General features: G+C 59.7%; 21 protein-coding genes and 1 pseudogene. 16 read left to right on the top strand and 6 right to left on the bottom strand.

Annotated features, from left to right (window positions below; translation table 11 throughout):
* Positions 1–97: 97 nt before the first annotated feature.
* Complete coding sequence (locus ACM6IT_RS12110) at positions 98–475, bottom strand: hypothetical protein (protein ID WP_008054262.1); 378 nt, start codon at positions 473–475, stop codon at positions 98–100.
* Between the two features lie 354 nt (positions 476–829).
* Here ACM6IT_RS12110 and ACM6IT_RS12105 point away from each other — a divergent pair, with 354 nt between their 5' ends.
* Complete coding sequence (locus tag ACM6IT_RS12105) at positions 830–1,786, top strand: YihY/virulence factor BrkB family protein (protein WP_056725935.1); 957 nt, start codon at positions 830–832, stop codon at positions 1,784–1,786.
* A 2-nt stretch (positions 1,787–1,788) separates the two neighbouring features.
* Positions 1,789–2,328 (top strand): peptide deformylase, encoded by a 540-nt coding sequence (def, locus tag ACM6IT_RS12100; protein ID WP_414918066.1) that lies wholly within the window; start codon positions 1,789–1,791, stop codon positions 2,326–2,328.
* 118 nt (positions 2,329–2,446) lie between these two features.
* On the opposite strand, the gene ACM6IT_RS12095 is transcribed toward def, so the two are convergent.
* On the bottom strand, positions 2,447–2,860 hold the full coding sequence (locus ACM6IT_RS12095; RefSeq protein WP_409078372.1) for a GNAT family N-acetyltransferase: 414 nt from the start codon (positions 2,858–2,860) through the stop codon (positions 2,447–2,449).
* A 329-nt stretch (positions 2,861–3,189) separates the two neighbouring features.
* Here ACM6IT_RS12095 and ACM6IT_RS12090 point away from each other — a divergent pair, with 329 nt between their 5' ends.
* The 6 genes and pseudogenes from ACM6IT_RS12090 (at position 3,190) to ACM6IT_RS12065 (ending at position 8,598) form a co-directional block, all read left to right on the top strand.
* On the top strand, positions 3,190–4,131 hold the full coding sequence (locus tag ACM6IT_RS12090) for a fatty acid desaturase (protein ID WP_056725930.1): 942 nt from the start codon (positions 3,190–3,192) through the stop codon (positions 4,129–4,131).
* A gap of 143 nt (positions 4,132–4,274) precedes the next feature.
* Complete coding sequence (locus ACM6IT_RS12085) at positions 4,275–5,066, top strand: phosphate/phosphite/phosphonate ABC transporter substrate-binding protein (RefSeq protein ID WP_414918065.1); 792 nt, start codon at positions 4,275–4,277, stop codon at positions 5,064–5,066.
* Between the two features lie 139 nt (positions 5,067–5,205).
* The gene (locus ACM6IT_RS12080; protein WP_414918064.1) at positions 5,206–5,754 is read left to right on the top strand and encodes a sigma-70 family RNA polymerase sigma factor; all 549 of its coding nucleotides are present in this window, start codon (positions 5,206–5,208) and stop codon (positions 5,752–5,754) included.
* The gene (locus ACM6IT_RS12075) at positions 5,751–6,764 is read left to right on the top strand and encodes an ABC transporter substrate-binding protein (protein ID WP_414918063.1); all 1,014 of its coding nucleotides are present in this window, start codon (positions 5,751–5,753) and stop codon (positions 6,762–6,764) included. The genes ACM6IT_RS12080 and ACM6IT_RS12075 overlap by 4 nt, the downstream gene beginning before the upstream one ends.
* 424 nt (positions 6,765–7,188) lie before the next feature.
* A pseudogene (locus ACM6IT_RS12070) lies at positions 7,189–8,049 on the top strand (PAS domain-containing protein); the annotation flags it as partial.
* 9 nt (positions 8,050–8,058) lie between these two features.
* Entirely contained in the window at positions 8,059–8,598 is a 540-nt protein-coding gene (locus ACM6IT_RS12065; protein WP_227698141.1) for a methyl-accepting chemotaxis protein, read from the top strand.
* A gap of 71 nt (positions 8,599–8,669) precedes the next feature.
* Here ACM6IT_RS12065 and ACM6IT_RS12060 read toward each other — a convergent pair whose 3' ends face one another.
* Together ACM6IT_RS12060 and ACM6IT_RS12055 are read right to left on the bottom strand one after the other, a co-directional pair.
* Positions 8,670–9,305 (bottom strand): glutathione S-transferase family protein, encoded by a 636-nt coding sequence (locus tag ACM6IT_RS12060; protein WP_409078369.1) that lies wholly within the window; start codon positions 9,303–9,305, stop codon positions 8,670–8,672.
* Positions 9,306–9,429: 124 nt separating this feature from the next.
* The gene (locus tag ACM6IT_RS12055; protein ID WP_414913168.1) at positions 9,430–10,461 is read right to left on the bottom strand and encodes a LacI family DNA-binding transcriptional regulator; all 1,032 of its coding nucleotides are present in this window, start codon (positions 10,459–10,461) and stop codon (positions 9,430–9,432) included.
* A gap of 215 nt (positions 10,462–10,676) precedes the next feature.
* Here ACM6IT_RS12055 and ACM6IT_RS12050 point away from each other — a divergent pair, with 215 nt between their 5' ends.
* Complete coding sequence (locus tag ACM6IT_RS12050) at positions 10,677–11,210, top strand: gluconokinase (protein ID WP_414913169.1); 534 nt, start codon at positions 10,677–10,679, stop codon at positions 11,208–11,210.
* Between the two features lie 81 nt (positions 11,211–11,291).
* A complete protein-coding gene (locus ACM6IT_RS12045; RefSeq protein ID WP_007974485.1) occupies positions 11,292–12,644 on the top strand; it encodes a GntP family permease in 1,353 nt (450 codons plus the stop codon).
* Positions 12,645–12,795: 151 nt separating this feature from the next.
* Here the strand turns inward: ACM6IT_RS12045 and alaC are convergent, their stop codons facing one another.
* The gene (alaC, locus tag ACM6IT_RS12040; RefSeq protein ID WP_056725916.1) at positions 12,796–14,004 is read right to left on the bottom strand and encodes an alanine transaminase; all 1,209 of its coding nucleotides are present in this window, start codon (positions 14,002–14,004) and stop codon (positions 12,796–12,798) included.
* 136 nt (positions 14,005–14,140) lie between these two features.
* Between alaC and ACM6IT_RS12035 the strand changes: the two genes are divergently transcribed.
* From ACM6IT_RS12035 to ACM6IT_RS12025, 3 genes are all read left to right on the top strand, one after another.
* Positions 14,141–14,803 carry a LysE family translocator gene (locus tag ACM6IT_RS12035; RefSeq protein WP_414918062.1) on the top strand — a complete coding sequence of 221 codons (663 nt, stop codon included), beginning with the start codon at positions 14,141–14,143 and terminating at the stop codon, positions 14,801–14,803.
* Positions 14,804–14,870: 67 nt separating this feature from the next.
* A complete protein-coding gene (locus ACM6IT_RS12030; protein WP_414918061.1) occupies positions 14,871–15,356 on the top strand; it encodes a GyrI-like domain-containing protein in 486 nt (161 codons plus the stop codon).
* A gap of 97 nt (positions 15,357–15,453) precedes the next feature.
* Positions 15,454–15,942 carry a GNAT family N-acetyltransferase gene (locus ACM6IT_RS12025; RefSeq protein ID WP_414918060.1) on the top strand — a complete coding sequence of 163 codons (489 nt, stop codon included), beginning with the start codon at positions 15,454–15,456 and terminating at the stop codon, positions 15,940–15,942.
* Between the two features lie 152 nt (positions 15,943–16,094).
* Here ACM6IT_RS12025 and ACM6IT_RS12020 read toward each other — a convergent pair whose 3' ends face one another.
* Positions 16,095–16,580 carry a GNAT family N-acetyltransferase gene (locus ACM6IT_RS12020; RefSeq protein ID WP_056725909.1) on the bottom strand — a complete coding sequence of 162 codons (486 nt, stop codon included), beginning with the start codon at positions 16,578–16,580 and terminating at the stop codon, positions 16,095–16,097.
* A gap of 141 nt (positions 16,581–16,721) precedes the next feature.
* Between ACM6IT_RS12020 and ACM6IT_RS12015 the strand changes: the two genes are divergently transcribed.
* The 3 genes from ACM6IT_RS12015 to ACM6IT_RS12005 all read left to right on the top strand — a co-directional run bounded on the left by ACM6IT_RS12015 (position 16,722) and on the right by ACM6IT_RS12005 (position 18,807).
* Positions 16,722–17,147, top strand: a complete 426-nt coding sequence (locus tag ACM6IT_RS12015) for a YybH family protein (protein WP_056725906.1) — start codon at positions 16,722–16,724, stop codon at positions 17,145–17,147.
* Between the two features lie 78 nt (positions 17,148–17,225).
* Entirely contained in the window at positions 17,226–17,570 is a 345-nt protein-coding gene (locus tag ACM6IT_RS12010) for a YciI family protein (protein ID WP_056725904.1), read from the top strand.
* A gap of 1 nt (position 17,571) precedes the next feature.
* A complete protein-coding gene (locus ACM6IT_RS12005) occupies positions 17,572–18,807 on the top strand; it encodes an RNA polymerase sigma factor (protein ID WP_056725902.1) in 1,236 nt (411 codons plus the stop codon).
* Positions 18,808–18,819 lie beyond the last annotated feature (12 nt).

The raw sequence follows: 18,819 nt of genomic DNA, 5'->3' as shown, positions 1-18,819 counted from the left end.
AGATGCGGGGCTTTTTTTGGATGCCTGATAAGTCATTGGTGCCTGTCAGGCCGTCTTCGTCGGAACGCCGCCCGGAGCAAGCTTTTAGCTTTTTGGGTTACTGGCGAAACGGTGCAAAGTTGACGTTGGTGCCCGCCGGGCGCATGTCCTGCAGGAAGGAGTCCTTGTCGGCGCTCAGTTCCAGGCTCAATGCCGCCTTGCGCTTGCCTTCATTGCGCACCACCAGGCCTTCGAGCTTCTCGCGCAGGAACACTGTCGGCACTTTCAGGTGCAGCAGTTCGTCGGTGGCCGGCGTGTGCATCAGCAGGTGAATCCACTCGTACTGACCGATTGCAAGGCGCGTCACCGGGAGGTCGAACCACCAGATGTTGCGGTTACGGTTCAGTTCGGCGAAGTGGCAGTTGTTGACGCCAAGCACAGCACCGCCGAGTTCCTGGTTTCTGCGGGCAATGGCCTGCTTTTTATCGAGTTTCATAACGTTCCTACGGGATTGGATCTTCAGCGCCAAGGCCTGAATGTGTTGCGCATTCTCAGGGGTTGGCCCGCAAACATAAAGCGCAACCTGCATTGAACGATGAAATGTCGTGGTGAAATAAATGAAACTCCCCGCAAAAGCCCTCGGTCAACCTTGTGTAACGACTTTCCTGCATTGAAATGTCTTAAATGAAAAGAAGACGCGGCCATCTTCAGATGGCCGTTTTTGTGTCAGCCTGAACTTGCACGCTGAATTTGTTTCAAAGTCGCCAACTGGGCTACCTTGATGAAAGAAAACAGCCCCTGAGTCGCCACGACTTCAACCCCAATCCGTATGCGGCGAATGGAGACGCGAATGATTTTTCCGGACATGAGAGGCTTGCCCCTGCACCGTGTGATGATGCGCACGGTCACCGAGTTCATGGCCGACGAGATGTCGACCTATGCCTCGGCGCTGGCCTATCAAATGCTCTTTTCGCTGTTTCCGTTCATTCTGTTTCTGATCGCCCTGATCGGCTTCCTGCATCTGCCCGACTTTTTCTCCTGGCTGCGCCTGCAATCGGAACTCGTATTGCCGCCCCAGGCGCTGGAGCAGGTCAACCCGGTGATTGACCAGCTTCAGCAGTCCAAGGGGGGGCTGCTGTCGGTGGGTATCGTGATTGCGCTGTACACCGCCTCCGCCGGCGTGCGGCTGATGATGAGCGCGATGAACGCCGCCTACGACGTGGTTGAAGGGCGCCCGCTGTGGAAACGCTTTCCGTTGTCGATCATCTACACCGTCGGCATTGCCGGCATGCTGCTGATCGCCGCCGCGCTGATGGTGCTCGGGCCACAGGTGATGAGCTGGATCGCTGCGCAGGTCGGCCTTGAGTACTTCATCGTCACCCTCTGGACCATCGCGCGCTGGCCGGTGATCGTGATCCTGCTGATGGTCGCGGTGGCGTTGATCTACTACGTCATGCCGGACGTCAAACAGGAATTCCGCTTCATCACCCCAGGCTCAGTGCTGGCGGTGGTGGTATGGATCATCGCGTCCCTGGGCTTCGGTTTGTACGTCAAGGAGTTCGCCAACTACAACGCCATGTATGGCAGTATCGGTGCGATCATCGTGCTGTTGCTGTACTTCTACATTTCCGCCGCAGTGCTGCTGCTGGGCGCGGAAATGAATGCCGTGATCGAGCACATGTCGCGAGAGGGCAAGGACCCTGGCGAAAAAGTGGCTGGCGAGCATGGTCCCGTCCATGAGGAAAAGCACCATGTATCGGGGTTGGGCCGCGATCACTCACACAAACCGACCATTGATGAAACCTGATCATGATTCGTGAAATTCTGAAAATGGGCGATGAGCGCCTGCTGCGCATTGCCCCGCCAGTGCCGGTCGAAATGTTCGACAGCCCCGAGCTGTGGCAACTGATCGATGACATGTTCCAGACCATGGAAAGCGTGGGGGGCGTTGGCCTGGCGGCTCCGCAGATCGGCGTCGACCTGCAACTGGTGATCTTCGGCTTCGAGCACAGCGAGCGTTATCCGGATGCCGAGGCCGTGCCGCAGACGATCCTGATCAACCCGTTGATTACACCGCTGAGCCCGGGCCTGGAAGAGGGCTTCGAAGGCTGCCTGTCCGTGCCTGGCCTGCGTGGCGCGGTGCAGCGTTATCAGCAGATTCGCTACGAAGGCGTCGACCCCAAGGGTGAACCCATCGTGCGCTTTGCCTCGGGGTTTCATGCACGGGTGGTGCAGCATGAGTGCGATCACCTGATCGGCCGACTGTACCCGTCGCGCATTACCGACTTCAGCAAGTTTGGCTTCACCGAGGTGATGTTCCCGGACCTGGATCCCGGCGCGGACGATTAAATCGCCGCAAAACCCTGTGGGAGCGGGCTTGCTCGCGAAGAGGTCCGGTCAGTCAACATTGTTGGCGACTGATACACCGCCTTCGCGAGCAAGCCCGCTCCCACATTTTTGATCCCGGTTACTTCGGCGCCAACCCCATCGCAATCATCGGCTTGCTGCGCGCATAGCGGCTCAACCGTTCAACCATCGCGTATGGCATCGGCGGATCGAACGTAAACCCGCGTCGCTCATAAAACCCCCGCAAGTCCGGATGGCAGAACAGCCATACCGGCAGTTCGCACTCCTTCACCGCGGCCGCAATCAACCCGGCGGCAAGCCCTTGCTCGCGACAGGCCGGATCGACCAGCAATCCGGTCAGCCAATGCCCGCCGGACACCGGACGCAAACACAGCACGGCAACAATCCGGTCACGTCGGGCCACCCACAACTGCGCGTCGCGCACCGCTTTCATCGATGACTGGTGAGCGCGATAGAACTTGTTCATCAATGGCCATAACGGCTCGTCGAGCAGGGCGTATTGGGTGTCGGGCATGGTCTTTGGCTGTCGGTGTGCAAAGCGGGCGATTATAAAAGAACGCGCGCGCCGGGATAGGTGTATACCTGATCTCACATCCCCATGAGTGGAGTACGCATCATGTCCAAAGGTATGGATTCAAAGAAAGCGGCGAAAAAGAAACCAGCGAAAACCGCCATTGAAAAGCGCGCGGACAAGAAAGCCAAGAAGGTCGGCGTGTTCGGTCACTGATCCCGCATTGATTGATCGCTCCCATGCAACATGGGAGCGATCCTCCTGAAAATAATCTGCAAGATTTCCCAAGGTCATTGCACAGAAGGGGACTGGTCCCCGATCTGAGCAACGCCATGCCTCATTACTTTGATAGCGCCCACCAAGCAGAAATCGAAACCCTGCGCCGTCGCTTCACCGCCCGCACCGAATGGCCGACCTGGTTGCTGTTGATCAGTGTGTATGGCGTCTGGTTTGGCATCGTATTGAACAGCCATCGATTGGGTTTGTGGTGGAGCACGCTGTTGCTGATTCCATTGCTGGTGCTGTGGTTATCCGTGCAACACGAACTGCTGCACGGCCATCCCACGCGCTGGCCAACCCTGAACAAAATCCTGGGCTACGCGCCATTTGCCGTCTGGTATCCGTACACCTTGTACCGCGATAGCCATTTGCTGCATCACCGCGACGAGGACCTGACGATTCCCGGTCGAGATCCGGAAAGCCGTTACCTGAGCGCCGGGCAGTGGCAGGGTAGTTCACCGCTGGTGCGCAGCCTGTGCTGGCTGAACAAAACCGTGCTCGGCCGCTTTGCCCTGGGTGCACCGCTGGCCTTGCTGGCGCTGGCCCGGGAAGAGCTGCAACGCCTGAGAGCGGGCGAGCGACAGGCCTGGCTGATGTGGTTGAGTCACGGCTTGATGACCGGGTTGATGTTGCTGTTTATCGCAAGCTTCAGTGTATTGCCGGTTTGGCATTACCTGTTTTTGATCAGTGTGCCGGCGCTGTCGATCGCCATGATTCGTTCCTACTATGAACATCGGCCTCATGCCGCGCCGGAGCAACGCACGGTGCTCAATGAAGCGGCGTGGCCGTGGCGCTGGCTGTTCCTCAACCTCAATTTTCATCTGGTGCATCACGAGTTGCCGGGGTTGCCTTGGTACGACTTGCCCCACGCTTACCGGGCCCGCCGTGAGCAATGGCTGGCGCGCAGTGGTGGATTCCTGGTGCAGGGTTATGGGCAGTTGTGGCGTGAGCATGGAGTGAAGGCCATCGACAGCCCGAGGCATCCGTTTTACTGATTTTTTTGTTGGACACCTTCCCTCTGTGGGAGCGGGCTTGCTCGCGAATACGGTGTGCCAGCCCACTTAAATGCTGGATGTCCAATCGCCTTCGCGAGCAAGCCCGCTCCCACAGGGGATTTTCATTGCATGGGACTATTTCGATGACCCAACACATTGCCGAACTGCTGATGTACACCGCCCCCGACCCCATCCATCAGGCCAACGCACGCTGGCTGGCGCGAATCTTCGAGCATCTGGGCGGCACCCGCCGTGATACCGAAGGCCTGTCCCTGATGCAGATGTGGTTGTCGCCGCACTTGCTGCTGACACAAACCTGTGGTTATCCGCTGATGACGGCATTGCGCGGCAAGGTCCGGGTGCTGGGGCGACCTCGTTACGAGCTGCCGGACAGCAGTGGCGGCAATCATTGCAGCCTGATTCTGGGACGGATTGATGATGCACGGCGAACCCTGGCGGATTTTCGCGGCAGCCGAGGCGTGATCAATGGCCTGGACTCCAACAGCGGCATGAACCTGCTGCGCCACCGGTTGGCGCCACTGCAACGTGACGGGCGTTTTTTTGCCCGGGTCGGAATCAGCGGCAGCCATCGAGAAAGCCTGCGCTGGTTGCGCGAAGATCTTGCCGATCTGGCGGCCATCGACAGCGTTACCTTTGCCTATCTGGCACGCCATGCCGCAGAGGAAGTGGCTGGATTGCGGGTGATCGCCCGCAGTGCGTTCAGTCCCGCCTTACCGTTCATTACTGCCGCGACGGTCAGCGATGAACTGGCTGAAGAGCTGCTGAAGCTGATGAACCTGGCGTTGCGCGAACTGCCAGAGGTTGCCGAAACCCTCGGTTTGCCAGAGGTGCTGCCGGCCAACGAAAGCGACTATCAGGTTGTGCTCGACTATCAGCGTGAGGCTGAGACGTTGGGGTATGGGGATTTGCGATAGAGGCTTGTCAGGAGTTATTTTTAATTCCATAAATGAATATAAAGATAAGTTTTAAATATTATTAATGAATAAGGCTCCTTGCTAGGATTCGCCTCACCGGACCACCGGACATTCAGCGACCCCTAACCCAGGAGCCCCTATGTCCGGCGCCGATATTCTTCATCGCAAGTACGTGGACGGATTGTTCCGCGCCCACTACCACTGGCTCTGCACGCGACTGCGTCAGTCCCTGAACGATGCCGCCGCTGTCGAAGACATTGTCGGCGAAACCTTCGTGCAACTGCTCCAGGCCCCAAGCCTGACGGCAATCCGTGAACCCCGTGCCTTGCTCACCACCATCGCCCGACGCCTGCTCTATCAGCGCTGGCGTCGAGGTGATCTGGAGCGCCAGTACCTTCAGCAACTGCAACAGGCCGAGCCGGTCCACGCCGAATCGCCGGAGGCACTGGCTCAGTTGTCCCAGACCCTGACCCGTGTGGAGCGCAGTCTTCAGCGGCTGCCAGGCAAAGTCCGCTCGACCTTCCTGCTGTCGCGGATCGACGGCCTGACCTATCCGCAAATTGCCGCTGCGCTGGGCATTTCCCTGCGTTCAGTCAGCGACTACATGAGCCGCTCCCAGGCCCTGTGCGACCGGCACAGCGCCAACCAATCCCTGAACCGTCCCCTCCAGAACAAGAGGTCCGCATGAGATCGATCAAAACCCTGCTCGGCAGTTCGCTGCTGGCCCTGAGCCTGTTGTCCCACCCCGCATCGGCCACGGAAAAAACGGCACCTATCCACTTTGGCGACATCACTTGGGAAAGCGGCAGCCTCATCACCGAAATCCTGCGCCTGATCGTTGAAAAAGGTTACGGCTACCCGACCGACACGCTGCCGGGCAGCACCGTCAGCCTTGAAGCGGCGCTGGCGAAAAACGATATCCAGGTCATCGGTGAAGAGTGGGCAGGGCGCAGCCCCGCCTGGGTCAAGGCGGCGGCGGAGGGCAAGGTGTTTGGCCTCGGCGATACGGTCAAGGGCGCCACCGAAGGGTGGTGGGTGCCGGAGTACGTGATCAAGGGCGATCCCGAGCGCGGCATCAAGCCGTTGGCCCCGGAGTTGAAGTCCGTTGCTGACCTGGCGAAATACAAAGACGTATTCCGCGACCCTGAAGACCCGAGCCGCGGACGCTTCCTCAACAGCCCGACCGGCTGGACTTCGGAAATCGTCAACAGCCAGAAACTCAAGGCCTATGACCTGACCGCCAGCTACGTCAACTTCCGCACCGGTTCCGGTGCAGCTCTGGACGCAGAAGTAGCGTCGTCGATCCGCCGAGGCAAACCAGTGCTCTTCTACTACTGGTCGCCGACACCGCTGCTGGGGCGCTTCAAACTGGTGAAACTCGACGAGCCACCGTTCGACGCCGAAGCCTGGAAAACCCTGGCCGACGCCAAAAACCCGAACCCCAAAGGCACGCGCTCGATGCCGGCCAGCCTGGCCATTGGCGTGTCGGCACCGTTCAAGGCGCAGTATCCGGATCTGGTGACGTTTTTCGAAAAGGTCGACCTGCCGATTGATCTGTTGAACCAGACCCTGGGCCAGATGAGTGAAAAACGGCAGAAACCCCGTGAAGTCGCCGAAGCGTTTTTGCGTGAGCAGCCGCAGGTGTGGAAGGGCTGGGTGCCGGGGGAGGTGGCCACCAGGGTGAGTGCCAGCTTGTAGTGCTTTCTGACGTTGCTGCAGTGTTTGAGCTGCCGTCTTCGCGAGCAAGTCTTACGCCAATTTGCTGGCCTGTGCCGTTCTCATGCTCGACGGGCGGCAACCCCCAACAAGCAGCTGAATCGTTTTTGTCCTCAATGCTGGCCGACTAGTGGCCTTGCAAGCCCAAGGTTGCTGTCTATGATCAGCTGTAACTAACCATATCGGCCGTGATGGGGCGGTTGATGGCTTGGCGAAAGAGTGCGCAAACGAACGCACCAACACTTGGTGACAGGGAGTTGTCCGTTAAATGGAATTTGTTGTGAACCTGTTAGGGCTGGCCCGCATGCGGGCTATCAAGAGAAGGATGTCTTGATGAGCGTGTCGCTGTAAGGACCCTCCGATTGATCATCAATTATCACCTGACTAGTCCTTCTTTTTTGGAGGGATGCGTGTGCCTGTTCCGTGGAACGTAGTGGTGGATGTGAAAGACCTGCAACTTTCATCAATCAAAAACCGCGCTGAAGGTGATACAACCATGTTCAACCTACATCACAAGGCTGACCTGCTGGAAATCGAACGCTTCAGCTGTGCGCTGACTGAGGCCAATGCCAAGTTGGCGGCGATCAGTCGTTCGATGGCGATGATTGAGTTCACCCCGGATGGCACCGTCATCGATGCCAACGAAAACTTTTGCAATGCCATGGGCTACAGCGCCGACGAAGTGCGCGGCAAGCATCACCGGGTCTTTTGTGAGGAGCAGTATTACCGCAGCGACGAGTACACCAGGTTGTGGCGTGACCTGGCGCGGGGCGAGCCGCTGAGCGGGACCTTTTTGCGCTTGCACAAGAGTGGCCGGGAGATCTGGCTCGAAGCCAGCTATATGCCGGTGCTGGGCCCCGACCGGCAGGTGAAAAGTGTGATCAAGGTAGCCACCGACATCACCGCACGGATCAACAAGGAACACGAAAACGAAAGCAGGCTCGCCGCGATCGGTCGTTCAATGGCTGTGATCGAGTTCACGCCCGAAGGCAAGGTCATCAGCGCCAACGAGAACTTCCTGAAAACCATGCAGTACTCGCTCAATGAAGTGGTGGGGCAGCATCACAGCCTGTTCTGCCACCGTGCCGAATCCGAGTCCCAGGGTTACCGGAATTTCTGGGCTTCGCTTAACCGTGGCGAATATCACTCCCACCGTTTCGAACGCAGGAACAAGCAGGGTCAGACGGTATTCCTGGAGGCGTCCTACAACCCGTTGTTCGACGCCAAGGGGCGGTTATACAAAGTGGTCAAGTTCGCCAGCGATATCACCCACCAGATGACCACCCTGCAAACCGCCGCAGAATCGGCCCACAGCACTTCGGTGCAAAACGACGTCTGCGCGCGCAAGGGTTCCGAAGTGGTGCAGCAGACGGTGCAGATCATCCAGGACATTTCCCGGGACTTGAATGAGGCGGCACTGAGCATCGACGCCGTGAGCAAACAGTCCGACATCATCGGCACCATCGTGCAGACCATTCGCGGCATTGCCGATCAGACCAACCTGCTGGCGCTCAACGCGGCAATCGAAGCGGCCCGCGCCGGTGAGCACGGGCGCGGGTTTGCGGTGGTGGCCGATGAAGTGCGCAGCCTCGCGGCGCGCACCAGTCAGGCGACGCTGGAGATTGTCGAGGTGGTGCGCAAGAACCACGATTTGTCGCTCAGCGCGGTGTCGAGCATGCAATCGAGCCTGAGTCGAACCGGGCTCGGCGTTGAATTGGCGAATGAGGCAGGGGAGGTGATTCTGGAAATCCAGCAGGGTTCGCGGCATGTGGTGGATGCGATCAGTCAGTTCAATTCGACGTTGCAATTGAACTAGTCGCGGCAAATGAAAGAGGGTCCCGGTAGAGGGACCCTTTTTTATTGTGTGTGGCGGCAACCTGTGGCCATTCAGGGTAAGCCGTTGCAGCAATGCTTCAGGAAACCGGGGTGTTGCGCCAGGCGTTTGAAATACTCATCGACGGCGGGGTAGTCGGGCCGGTCGATCGGCGTCATCAGCCAGCGGTTGACCGACAAACCGATGACAACGTCGGCCAGGGTAAAGCGTGGCCCGGCGACATACGCCTTGGTGGTCGCGAGTTGATGCTCGAGGATGCCCATTTTCTGGTTCCAGCCGCGGATGCCGACTTCCAGGCGATGGGCGTCCTGGAACTCCGGGTCCTTGCGCACCAGCGCCATGAACGCATAGCTCCAGGACGGATTGAGCTCGGTGGCTTGCCAGTCCATCCACTGCTCAACCCGGGCGCGTGCCGCCGGTTCGACGGGCAGCAGATCGTGCTGGTGTTGGTGTTTGCCGGCCAGATAGCGGCAGATGGTATTGGATTCCCACAACACGCCGGCCTCATCGATGATCACCGGCACCTGTGCGTTGGGATTGAAGCGCAGGAACTCGGGGCTGTGGGTGGATGCAAAACCACTGCCCCAGTCCTCGCGTTCGTAGGTTATGCCCAGCTCCTCACAGGTCCACAGCACTTTTCGGACGTTGATGGACGAGGCTTTGCCGAGAATCTTCAATGTATGTTCCATTTGAGCTGCTCCATCGCGAAAGGCGTATATGCAATTGTAGGAGCTGCCGAAGGCTGCGATCTTTTGATCTTGATTTTTAGAGATCGCAGCCTTCGGCAGCTCCTACACTTGGCGAGACGGGAAACTATGTACTCTCGCGCACCTTCAACTCAAACCCCATGTCCTGCACCGGCTTGGCCACGGTGTTGCCGGCCATCAGCGTCAGCATCTGCTCCGCCGCGCGGCGGCCGATGGCTTCGCGTGGGGTGTTGATGCTGCTCAGGCGCGGAACCATGTGTTCGGACATGGGCAAGTCGTTGAAGCCGAGGATCGCCACTTGTTCCGGGATCTTGATCCCGCAGCGCATGGCTTCAAGCAGGGCGCCTTGGGCCAGGTCATCGTTGCCGAAGAAGATCGCATCGACATCCGGATGACTGGCCAGCAGTTGCAGGAACAACTCGCCGCCGAGGCCGACGGAGGAGGAACGGGGCGTCAGCACTTCCAGGTCCGGGTCATACCGACCGGCCTTTTGCAGGGCTTTGCGGAAGCCTTCGCCGCGCAGCAAGGTACGCTGGTCTAGTTGCGCGCCGATGTAGGCCAGGCGCTTGCGGCCGCGGGACAGCAAGTGTTCGGCCGCCGTTTCGCCGGCGGCCAGTTGCGAAAAACCAACGCAATTGAGCCCGGCGGCGCTGTCCAGTTCCATCATGTACACGCACGGGATGTTGCTGGCTTCGATCATCCGCCGCGAACTTTCAGTGCGGTCGAAACCCGTCAGCAACAAGCCGCGGGGTTGATAGGCCATGTAGTTGCGCAGCAGGTTTTCTTCTTCATCGCGCGAATAATGGAAGTTGCCGATCAGCACTTCGAAGCCCTTGGGGCGCAAAATCTGATGAATGGCTTCCAGGGTATCGATGAACAGCAAATTGGATAATGAAGGCACCAACACCACCACCGAATGGCTCTGGGCCGAGGCCAGGGCGCGGGCGGCGGGGTTGACCACATAGTTGAGTTCCAGCGCCGCTTTCTGCACCTTTTCCACCAGTTCGGTGGCCACGGTGCTGACGCCACGCAAGGCACGGGAGGCGGTGATCGGGCTGACGCCGGCCAGTCGGGCAACTTCGTTCAGGGTAGGGCGGCCAGTGGTGCGGGTATTTTTATCGTTCTTGGTTGTGTTCATCGACGGCTTGCCAAACAAAATTCAAGGCACTAAGGTAGCGCTGTCTCGATGCAGCTGCAAATGCGTGAGCAAGGGTTCGCCTGATCCTTGCTTTTTGGTGTCGGGACCTAACCTGCTGCAACCCATAAAATGACAAGAAAGGCGTCGGCAACTTCTGCTTTTGGTCTAGTGTCATAACTGGCAAAGGTAGCGCTGTCTGCGCGCTGAGGTGTTACATGAATCATCCCATCACCGCCCTGGTCATCATGGGCGTTGCCGGTTGCGGCAAGACGTGCGTCAGCGAGGCCCTGTGCCATTTGAGCGGCGCCACTGCCATTGAAGGCGACTCTTTTCACCCTGCCGCCAATATCGAAAAGATGAGCGCGGGTATTCCCCTGAACGATGAAGACCGTGCCGGCTGGCTCGACAGCCTGTGCGATGAACTGCGCCGTGTCGACGCCAAGGGCCAGCGCCCGGTGCTGACCTGTTCGGCGCTCAAGCATATCTATCGCGAACGTCTGCGCAGTGCCTTGCCGGGCCTGGGCTTCGTGTTCCTTGAGTTGACTCCCGAAGTCGCCGCCGACCGTGTCTCCCATCGGCCAGGCCACTTCATGCCCTCGACCCTGATCGACAGCCAGTTCGCCACCCTCGAATCGCCCGTCGGCGAGCCATTGACCCTGGCGCTGGATGCTTCGACCCATAGCGTCGAGCAACTGGCGGCGCAGGCTCATGCCTGGTGGCAGGCGAACGGCCTGAAGCAGGCGGTATGACTGTGTTTGCAAAGACAGCGCTGTCCTCACGACTTCTGATCAACCCGCTTTAATAACAACAACAACCAGGAGACACCCCTAATGTTTGGCATGTCCCACGAGACGTTCCTGCTGCTCGATGCAGTGGTCACGGTGATCGGGCTTATCGTCCTGATCACCAAGTTCAAGTTGCACCCATTCCTCGCACTGATCATCGCCGCAGCCTTCCTCGGGCTGACCTCCGGCATGCCGATCGGCACGATCATCAAGGCGTTCCAGGACGGCTTCGGTGGCGTGCTTGGTTTTGTCGGCATCATCCTCGCGCTGGGCACGATGCTCGGCAAAATGATGGCCGAATCAGGCGGTGCGGATCAGATTGCGCAGACGTTGATCCGCGCCTTCGGCAAGGACAAAGTGCAGTGGGCGATGATGTTCGCCGCGTTCCTGGTCGGCATTCCGCTGTTCTTCGAAATCGGCTTCGTGTTGCTGATTCCGCTGGTGTTCATCGTGGCCCGCCGCACCGGCGTGTCGATCATCAAGATCGGTATCCCGCTGCTGGCTGGTCTGTCCGCGGTGCACGGCCTGGTGCCACCGCACCCGGGCCCGTTGCTGGCCATCGGCGTGTTCGGTGCCGACATCGGCAAGACCATTCTGTACGGCCTGATCGTTGCGCTGCCAACCGCCATCATTGCCGGCCCGATCTTCGGTACGTTCATTGCCAAGCACATTCCCGGTCATCCGAACCAGGAGCTGGTGGATCAACTGGCGCGCGAAACCGATTCGGCTGAACTGCCGAGCTTCGGCATCACGCTGGTGACCGTGCTGCTGCCGGTGTTCCTGATGTTGCTCAAGACGTTTGCCGACGTGGTGCTGCCCGATGGCAACATCTTCCGCGCTTTCATGGACCTGATCGGTCACCCGATTTCGGCATTGCTGCTGGCATTGCTGCTGTCGCTGTATACCTTCGGCTACAAGCAGGGCATCGGTTCCAGCCAAATGATGAAATGGCTGGATGCGAGCCTCGCGCCGACCGCCGCGATCATCCTGATCATCGGTGCCGGTGGCGGCTTCAAGCAGATGCTGGTGACCAGCGGCGTGGGTGACGTGATCGGCCACATGGCGGTGAACGCACAGATCTCGCCGATCCTGCTGGCCTGGCTGGTGGCGGCGGTGATCCGTATCGCCACCGGTTCGGCGACCGTGGCGACCATCACTGGCGCCGGCATCGTGGTGCCGGTGGTGGGGATGATCCCGGGTGTGAACCGTGAACTGCTGGTGCTGGCCACCGGTGCAGGCTCCCTGATCCTGTCCCACGTCAATGACGCCGGTTTCTGGCTGGTCAAGCAGTACTTCAACATGACCGTGGCCGAAACCTTCAAGACCTGGACCGCGATGGAAACCATCCTCTCCGTGGTTGGCCTGGGCTTTATCCTGTTGTTGTCGCTGTTCGTCTAAGCGAATCGACAGACACAAAAAAACCGCAGCGATGCGGTTTTTTTGTGGGTGACCTGTAGGAGCTGCCGAGTGTAACGAGGCTGCGATCTTTTGACTCTACACGGCAAGATCAAAAGATCGCAGCCTGCGGCAGCTCCTACAGGTCATCGTGTTACTTAGTGACTAGGCCATCCGCTCTGAACATCCCGCGAATCCCGCGTACGGCCTGACGAATCCGGTCCTGGTTTTCGATCAGCGCAAAGCGCACGTGATCATCGCCGTACTCGCCAAAGCCAACACCCGGCGAGACGCAGACCTTGGCCTCAGCCAGCAGCTTTTTGGCGAACTCCAGCGAACCCAGGTGTGCATAAGCCTCGGGAATCTTGGCCCAGACGTACATCGAGGCTTTCGGGTTTTCCACCATCCAGCCCAGTTCATGCAGGCCCTTGACCAGCACGTTGCGCCGCTGCCGATACTGCTCGGCGATGTCGCGCACGCATTGCTGATCGCCTTCAAGCGCAGCGATGGCCGCCACTTGCAGCGGGGTGAAGGTGCCGTAGTCGTGGTAGCTCTTGATCCGCGCCAGGGCGTTGACCAGTTCCGGGTTGCCGACCATGAAGCCAATGCGCCAGCCGGCCATGTTGTAGCTCTTGGACAGGGTGAAAAACTCCACCGCAATGTCCTTGGCACCGGGTACCTGCATGATCGACGGGGCTTTCCAGCCGTCGTAGACGATGTCGGCGTAGGCCAGGTCGTGCACCACCAGTACGTCGTACTGCTTGGCGAGGGCGATCACCCGCTCGAAGAAGTCCAGCTCCACGCACTGGGCGGTAGGGTTGGACGGGAAGCCGAGGATCATCATCTTCGGCTTGGGGATCGAACCGCGAATGGCCCGCTCCAGTTCAGCGAAGAAATCCACGCCTGGCACCAGCGGCACCGACCGCACCTGGGCGCCGGCAATCACCGCACCGTAGATGTGAATCGGGTAGCTCGGGTTCGGCACCAGCACGGTGTCGCCCTGGTCGAGGGTGGCCAGCATCAGGTGCGCCAGGCCTTCCTTGGAACCGATGGTAACAATGGCTTCGCTTTCCGGGTCGATGTCGACCTCGTAACGGTCCTTGTACCAGTTGGAAATCGCCCGGCGCAGGCGCGGAATGCCCTTGGAGGTGGAGTAACCATGGGTGTCTTCGCGCTGGGCGACCTGCACAAGTTTTTCGACGATGTGCGGCGGCGTGGCGCCGTCGGGGTTGCCCATGCTCAAGTCGATGATGTCTTCGCCACGACGACGGGCGGCCATCTTCAGCTCGGCGGTGATGTTGAAAACGTAAGGGGGGAGTCGATCTATGCGCGCAAAGCGGCGCGGCGAACCTTGTTCGGCCATTGTTGCCTCGGATAACGTAAGCGCCCGGAACCGTCCGAGCGACGTAGGTCAGTGGTGACCTGTGGCGGAATGTACGGGCAGCTGTGGCAGACTGTCCAGCCTCTATGTAAACAAATTTGTCCGAAGGATAGGGTTGATGGAATTTACCAGCGGCTTCTTGCTGAGCCTTTCGCTGTGCCTGGATATCGGCGTGGCCAACATCGCAATGATCACGCTGGCCATGCAGCGCGGCTATTTCCAGGGCTTTGCCCTGGGGTTGGGGACCTGTGTCGGCGACCTGATCTACGCAGTACTGGCACTGGCCGGCATGACCGTGTTGCTGCAATACGAAACCGTGCGCTGGGTGTTGTGGGTCGGTGGCTCGGCGCTGCTGGTGTACTTCGCGGCGAAGATGATCTATTCGGCGATTCACCACGAGGCGTTGCTGGCCGAGACGGCAGAGGTCGGGAACAACTTCCACCGCAAGGAATTTTTCCGCGGCATTTTCTTGGCCATGTCCTCACCCAGCGCGATCCTCTGGTTCGCGGCAGTTGGCGGTACCCTGATCGCCCGTTCCGGTGGCGGTGGCCCGCTCAGCTCGGCACTGTTTCTCGGCGGTTTCCTCTGTGCCGGGCTGCTCTGGTCGGCCGGCTTGTGCTTTGCCGCGAGCCATGGCGGCAAGTTGCTGGGGGACAAGTTGCTGCGTTATTCCTACATGGCATCGGCAGCGATCTTCTGTTATTTCGCGGTCTACGTGATCCTATCGGGTTACAACGAGTTTGTTGGCGCCGCTGCCGTCGAGCAATTGCACGCACTGTAATTGGGCGAATCGGGTTTGGCTTCTATACTCCCAGCCGAACCCATTTTTATGCGTCAGGAGTCGAGCCATGGATGAGCAAACACGCGTCGAAGTGACGGAACCACGCGTTGAACACGGACACTTCCTGCTGATCGCAGGGCTTGGCGGACGGTTTACCCAAGAGACCACTAAAGACATTCCCGATCTCTGGGAAAAGCTCGAGCCCCACATTGGGAACATTCCGGGCCAAAAAGGCGAAGTGACCTACGGCGTCTGCTGCAATTTCGACGGCAAGGGCGGCTTCGATTACATCGCCGGAGTCGAGATCAGCAAGCTCGACGACTTGCCGGAAACCTACCGCTGGGTAGAAGTTCAGCCACAACAGTACGTGGTATTTGAACACAAGGGATCGCTGGACACCCTGCCGCAAACCTTCCAGTACATCCATGGCACTTGGCTGCCGCAGTCCGGCCACGAGCTATTGGCGGCCCCGGAGTTCGAGCGCTACAGCGAAGACTTCAACCCCAAGCTCAACACCGGCAAGCTGGAAATCTGGCTGCCGATCAAGGCATGACACCTGCACGAGAGGCGGATCGGCCGATTCGTCTCTCGATGTCCCACAGCGGCTGATTTATCATCCCCAGCCTTTCCCATGCTGATTCCGAGCTGCCATGAACACCGTCATCCGCAACGTCACTCCCGCCGATCTGGACCGCTGCTTTGCCATCGAAACCCTTGCCTATGAAGGTGACGAGGCCGCGACCCGCGAGAAGATCGCCACCCGCATCGCGACCTGGCCCGAGGGTTTTATCGTTGCGGAAGTGGACGGGGTAGTCGCCGGATTCATCAATTCCGGTGCGGCGTTCCAGGTGGAAATGTCGGACGAAGCGTTCAAGGAACTGATCGGTCACGACCCGGCCGGACCGCACGTGGTGATCATGTCGGTGGTAGTGCACCCGGATTATCAGGGGCGAGGCTTGGCCAAGCGACTGATGGGCGAGTTCATCGAGCGCATGCGTGGGATGGGCAAGGTCACCATCAACCTGATGTGCAAGGAGCGGCACATTCCGTTGTATGCCGGTTTCGGCTTTGCCTATATCAAGCCTTCGGCGTCCGACCATGGCGGCATGGCGTGGCATGAGATGGTGCTGGCGTTGTAAGCCACATTGTAGATCCCCTGTGGGAGCGGGCTTGCTCGCGAAGAGGCCGGTACATTCGACATCTCTATTGACTGACACACCGCTTTCGCGAGCAAGCCCGCTCCCACAGGGTCGGTGTTGTGTCAGCAATATCAGTAGTGACTATCGAGCCGTCAAAACACCAACCCCATCCGCCGCTCATAGCCGATCCGGCCCTTGTACGCCTCGCCGCTGTCGACAAAGCCAAACCTGGCATACAGAGCGATGGCGGCTTCGTTATCGGCATCCACCGACAACTCCAGCCCCCTGATTTCCGGCCAGGCCAGGCGCGCAGCCTCGGGCAGCGCCTGCAGGCAGGCCTTGCCGTAGCCCTTGCCCTGGGCGCGTTGATCGACTTGCAGCGCATGCAGGGTGGCACTGTGTTCATCGGCCCAGGCCGGCAACACCGGCGGGCGCTTGAGCAGCAGGAACGCGACGGGCACATCCTCGGCCAGCAGGGCGAAGCCCTTGACGCCAGGCCCGGGCCTGGACAGCAGCGTGTGCAAGGCGCCGTGGATGTCACCCGAGAACTTGATTTGCTCCGGATGCACTTCGATGGCCTCGACCTGTTGGCGCTGCAGCGTGTTCAGGCTTTCATAAGGCACGAGTCGGGCTGTCACTGGCGTGTCCTGTTTCCAACTGAAAATGAGTCTCGGATTCTAGCGAGTCTGGCGTTATGGATTATTTTTATTTCTTCTGTCGATTCGCCGGATCGCCAGACGACTAAGGGTGTCTTCCAATAAAAACCACGGAGAACCACCATGAACTCGCAAACCCAGATCCAGAACCTGATCGAAACCTATCGTCAGGCCGTAATGGCCAAGGACGTGGATAAAGTCATGACCCTGTATGCCGACGACATCGTCTCCTTCGACGCGGTCAAGGCCCTGCAATTCAAGGGCAAGGAGGCATACCGCGCGCATTGGGAGGACTGCATGAAAATGTGCCCCGGCCCGCACATTTTCGAGTTCCAGGACATCCGTATCGAGGCGTCCCAGGAGATCGCCTTCGCCCATTGGCTGGCCCATTGCGGCGGCACCAACGACAAGGGCGAGACCCAGTCCTGCTGGATGCGCGGCAGTGCGTGCTATCGACAGGAAGACGGGTTGTGGCAGATCGTCCATGAGCACTGGTCGGCGCCTTTCGACATGATGAGCGGCACCGTCCTGTTCGACCTGAAACCCTGATCGATGTTATTTGTCGGGGCGCCGCGCCAATTGGCCGATCCACGGCCATAGTTGATCCGTTCGAGTCAGGAGACGTTCATGAAGTATTTATGCCTGGTCTACAGCGATGAGCGCCTGCTGCATTCGCTGCCGGAAAGCCCGAAGGACGAGGAGTGCATGGCCTATGCCGAGTCGATCCAGGGCAGCGGCCGGATGGTCGCCGCCGAGGCGCTGCAATCGGTGCAGACCGCCACCACCGTGCGCATGCGCAACGGCAAGATGTCGATCACCGATGGGCCATTCGCTGAAACCAAGGAGCAGTTGGCCGGTTTTTATCTGATCGATGCCAAGGACCTCAACGAAGCCATCCAGGTCGCCGGGAACATTCCGGCGGCCCGGGTCGGCAGTGTCGAAGTGCGCCCCGTTCGGCAGTTGAATCCTTAAGATGCCGGGGCTGCCGGTTCAGGCGCAGGTCGAGCGGGTCTATCGCGAAGACTCGCGGCGCATTCTTGCGACCCTGATTCGCTTGCTGGGGGATTTCGACCTCGCCGAAGAGGCCTTGCACGAGGCGTTTTTCATCGCGGTCGAACGTTGGCAGCGTGACGGCGTGCCGGACAATCCGCGGGCCTGGCTGGTGTCCACCGGGCGCTTCAAGGCCATTGATGCCTTGCGCCGGCGCGCGCGTTTTGCTGCGTCGCAGCCTTTGCTGATCGCGCAACTGGAGGCGCTGGAACAGGCCGACTGGAGTGATGAAGACGTGGAAGACGATCGCCTGCGGCTGATCTTCACTTGCTGCCACCCGGCCCTGGCGGCCGACGCACAAGTGCCACTGACGCTGCGGGAGGTCTGCGACCTGACCACGGAGGAAATCGCCCGGGCCTTTCTCTCGGCCCCGGCCACCATCGCCCAGCGCATCGTGCGCGCCAAGGCGAAGATCCGCGACGCGAAAATCCCTTATCAAGTGCCGACACTCGCTGAGCTGCCCGAGCGCCTGGACAGCGTATTGCGGGTGATTTACCTGGTGTTCAACGAGGGATACTCGGCGTCCATCGGGGCCGAACTGATCCGCGAGGATTTGACCCGCGAAGCGATCCGTCTCGGCCGGTTGCTGGTGGAGCTGCTGCCGGAGCCTGAGGTGATGGGCTTGCTGGCATTGATGCTGCTGCACGAGTCGCGCCGCCCGGCCAGGACCTCGGTCAGCGGCGAGCTGATTGTGCTGGACGAACAGGACCGTTCGCTGTGGGACGCCGGGTTGATCAGTGAAGGCTGCACGCTGGTCGAACAGGCGCTGACCATGGGGCGATTCGGACCCTATTGCCTGCAAGCGGCGATCGCGGCGGTACACGCCGAAGCCCCGACGGCGGGGGAAACCGATTGGCCGCAGATTGTCGGTCTGTATGACGTCTTGCTGCGAGCGGTGCCGTCGCCGGTGATCGAGTTGAATCGTGCCGCGGCGATATCGCAACGCGATGGTCCACTGGCGGGGCTAACCTTGGTCGACGCCATCCTGGAGCGGGGAGAACTGCTCGACTACCACCTGGCGCATTCGGCGCGGGCGCAGTTCTGTCGGCAACTGGGCCGCAAGCAAGAGGCGCGGGCGGCGTGGGAACGTGCGCTGGCGTTGACCCGGCAAGAGCCTGAGCGGCGGTTTATCGAAGAGCGGCTCAAGGCACTGGATTGATGTGTCCTTGCT

The sequence above is a fragment of the Pseudomonas sp. IT-P4 genome (assembly GCF_949767755.1).
Taxonomy (GTDB): domain Bacteria; phylum Pseudomonadota; class Gammaproteobacteria; order Pseudomonadales; family Pseudomonadaceae; genus Aquipseudomonas; species Aquipseudomonas monachiensis.
This window is presented reverse-complemented; position numbering and strand designations above follow the sequence as displayed.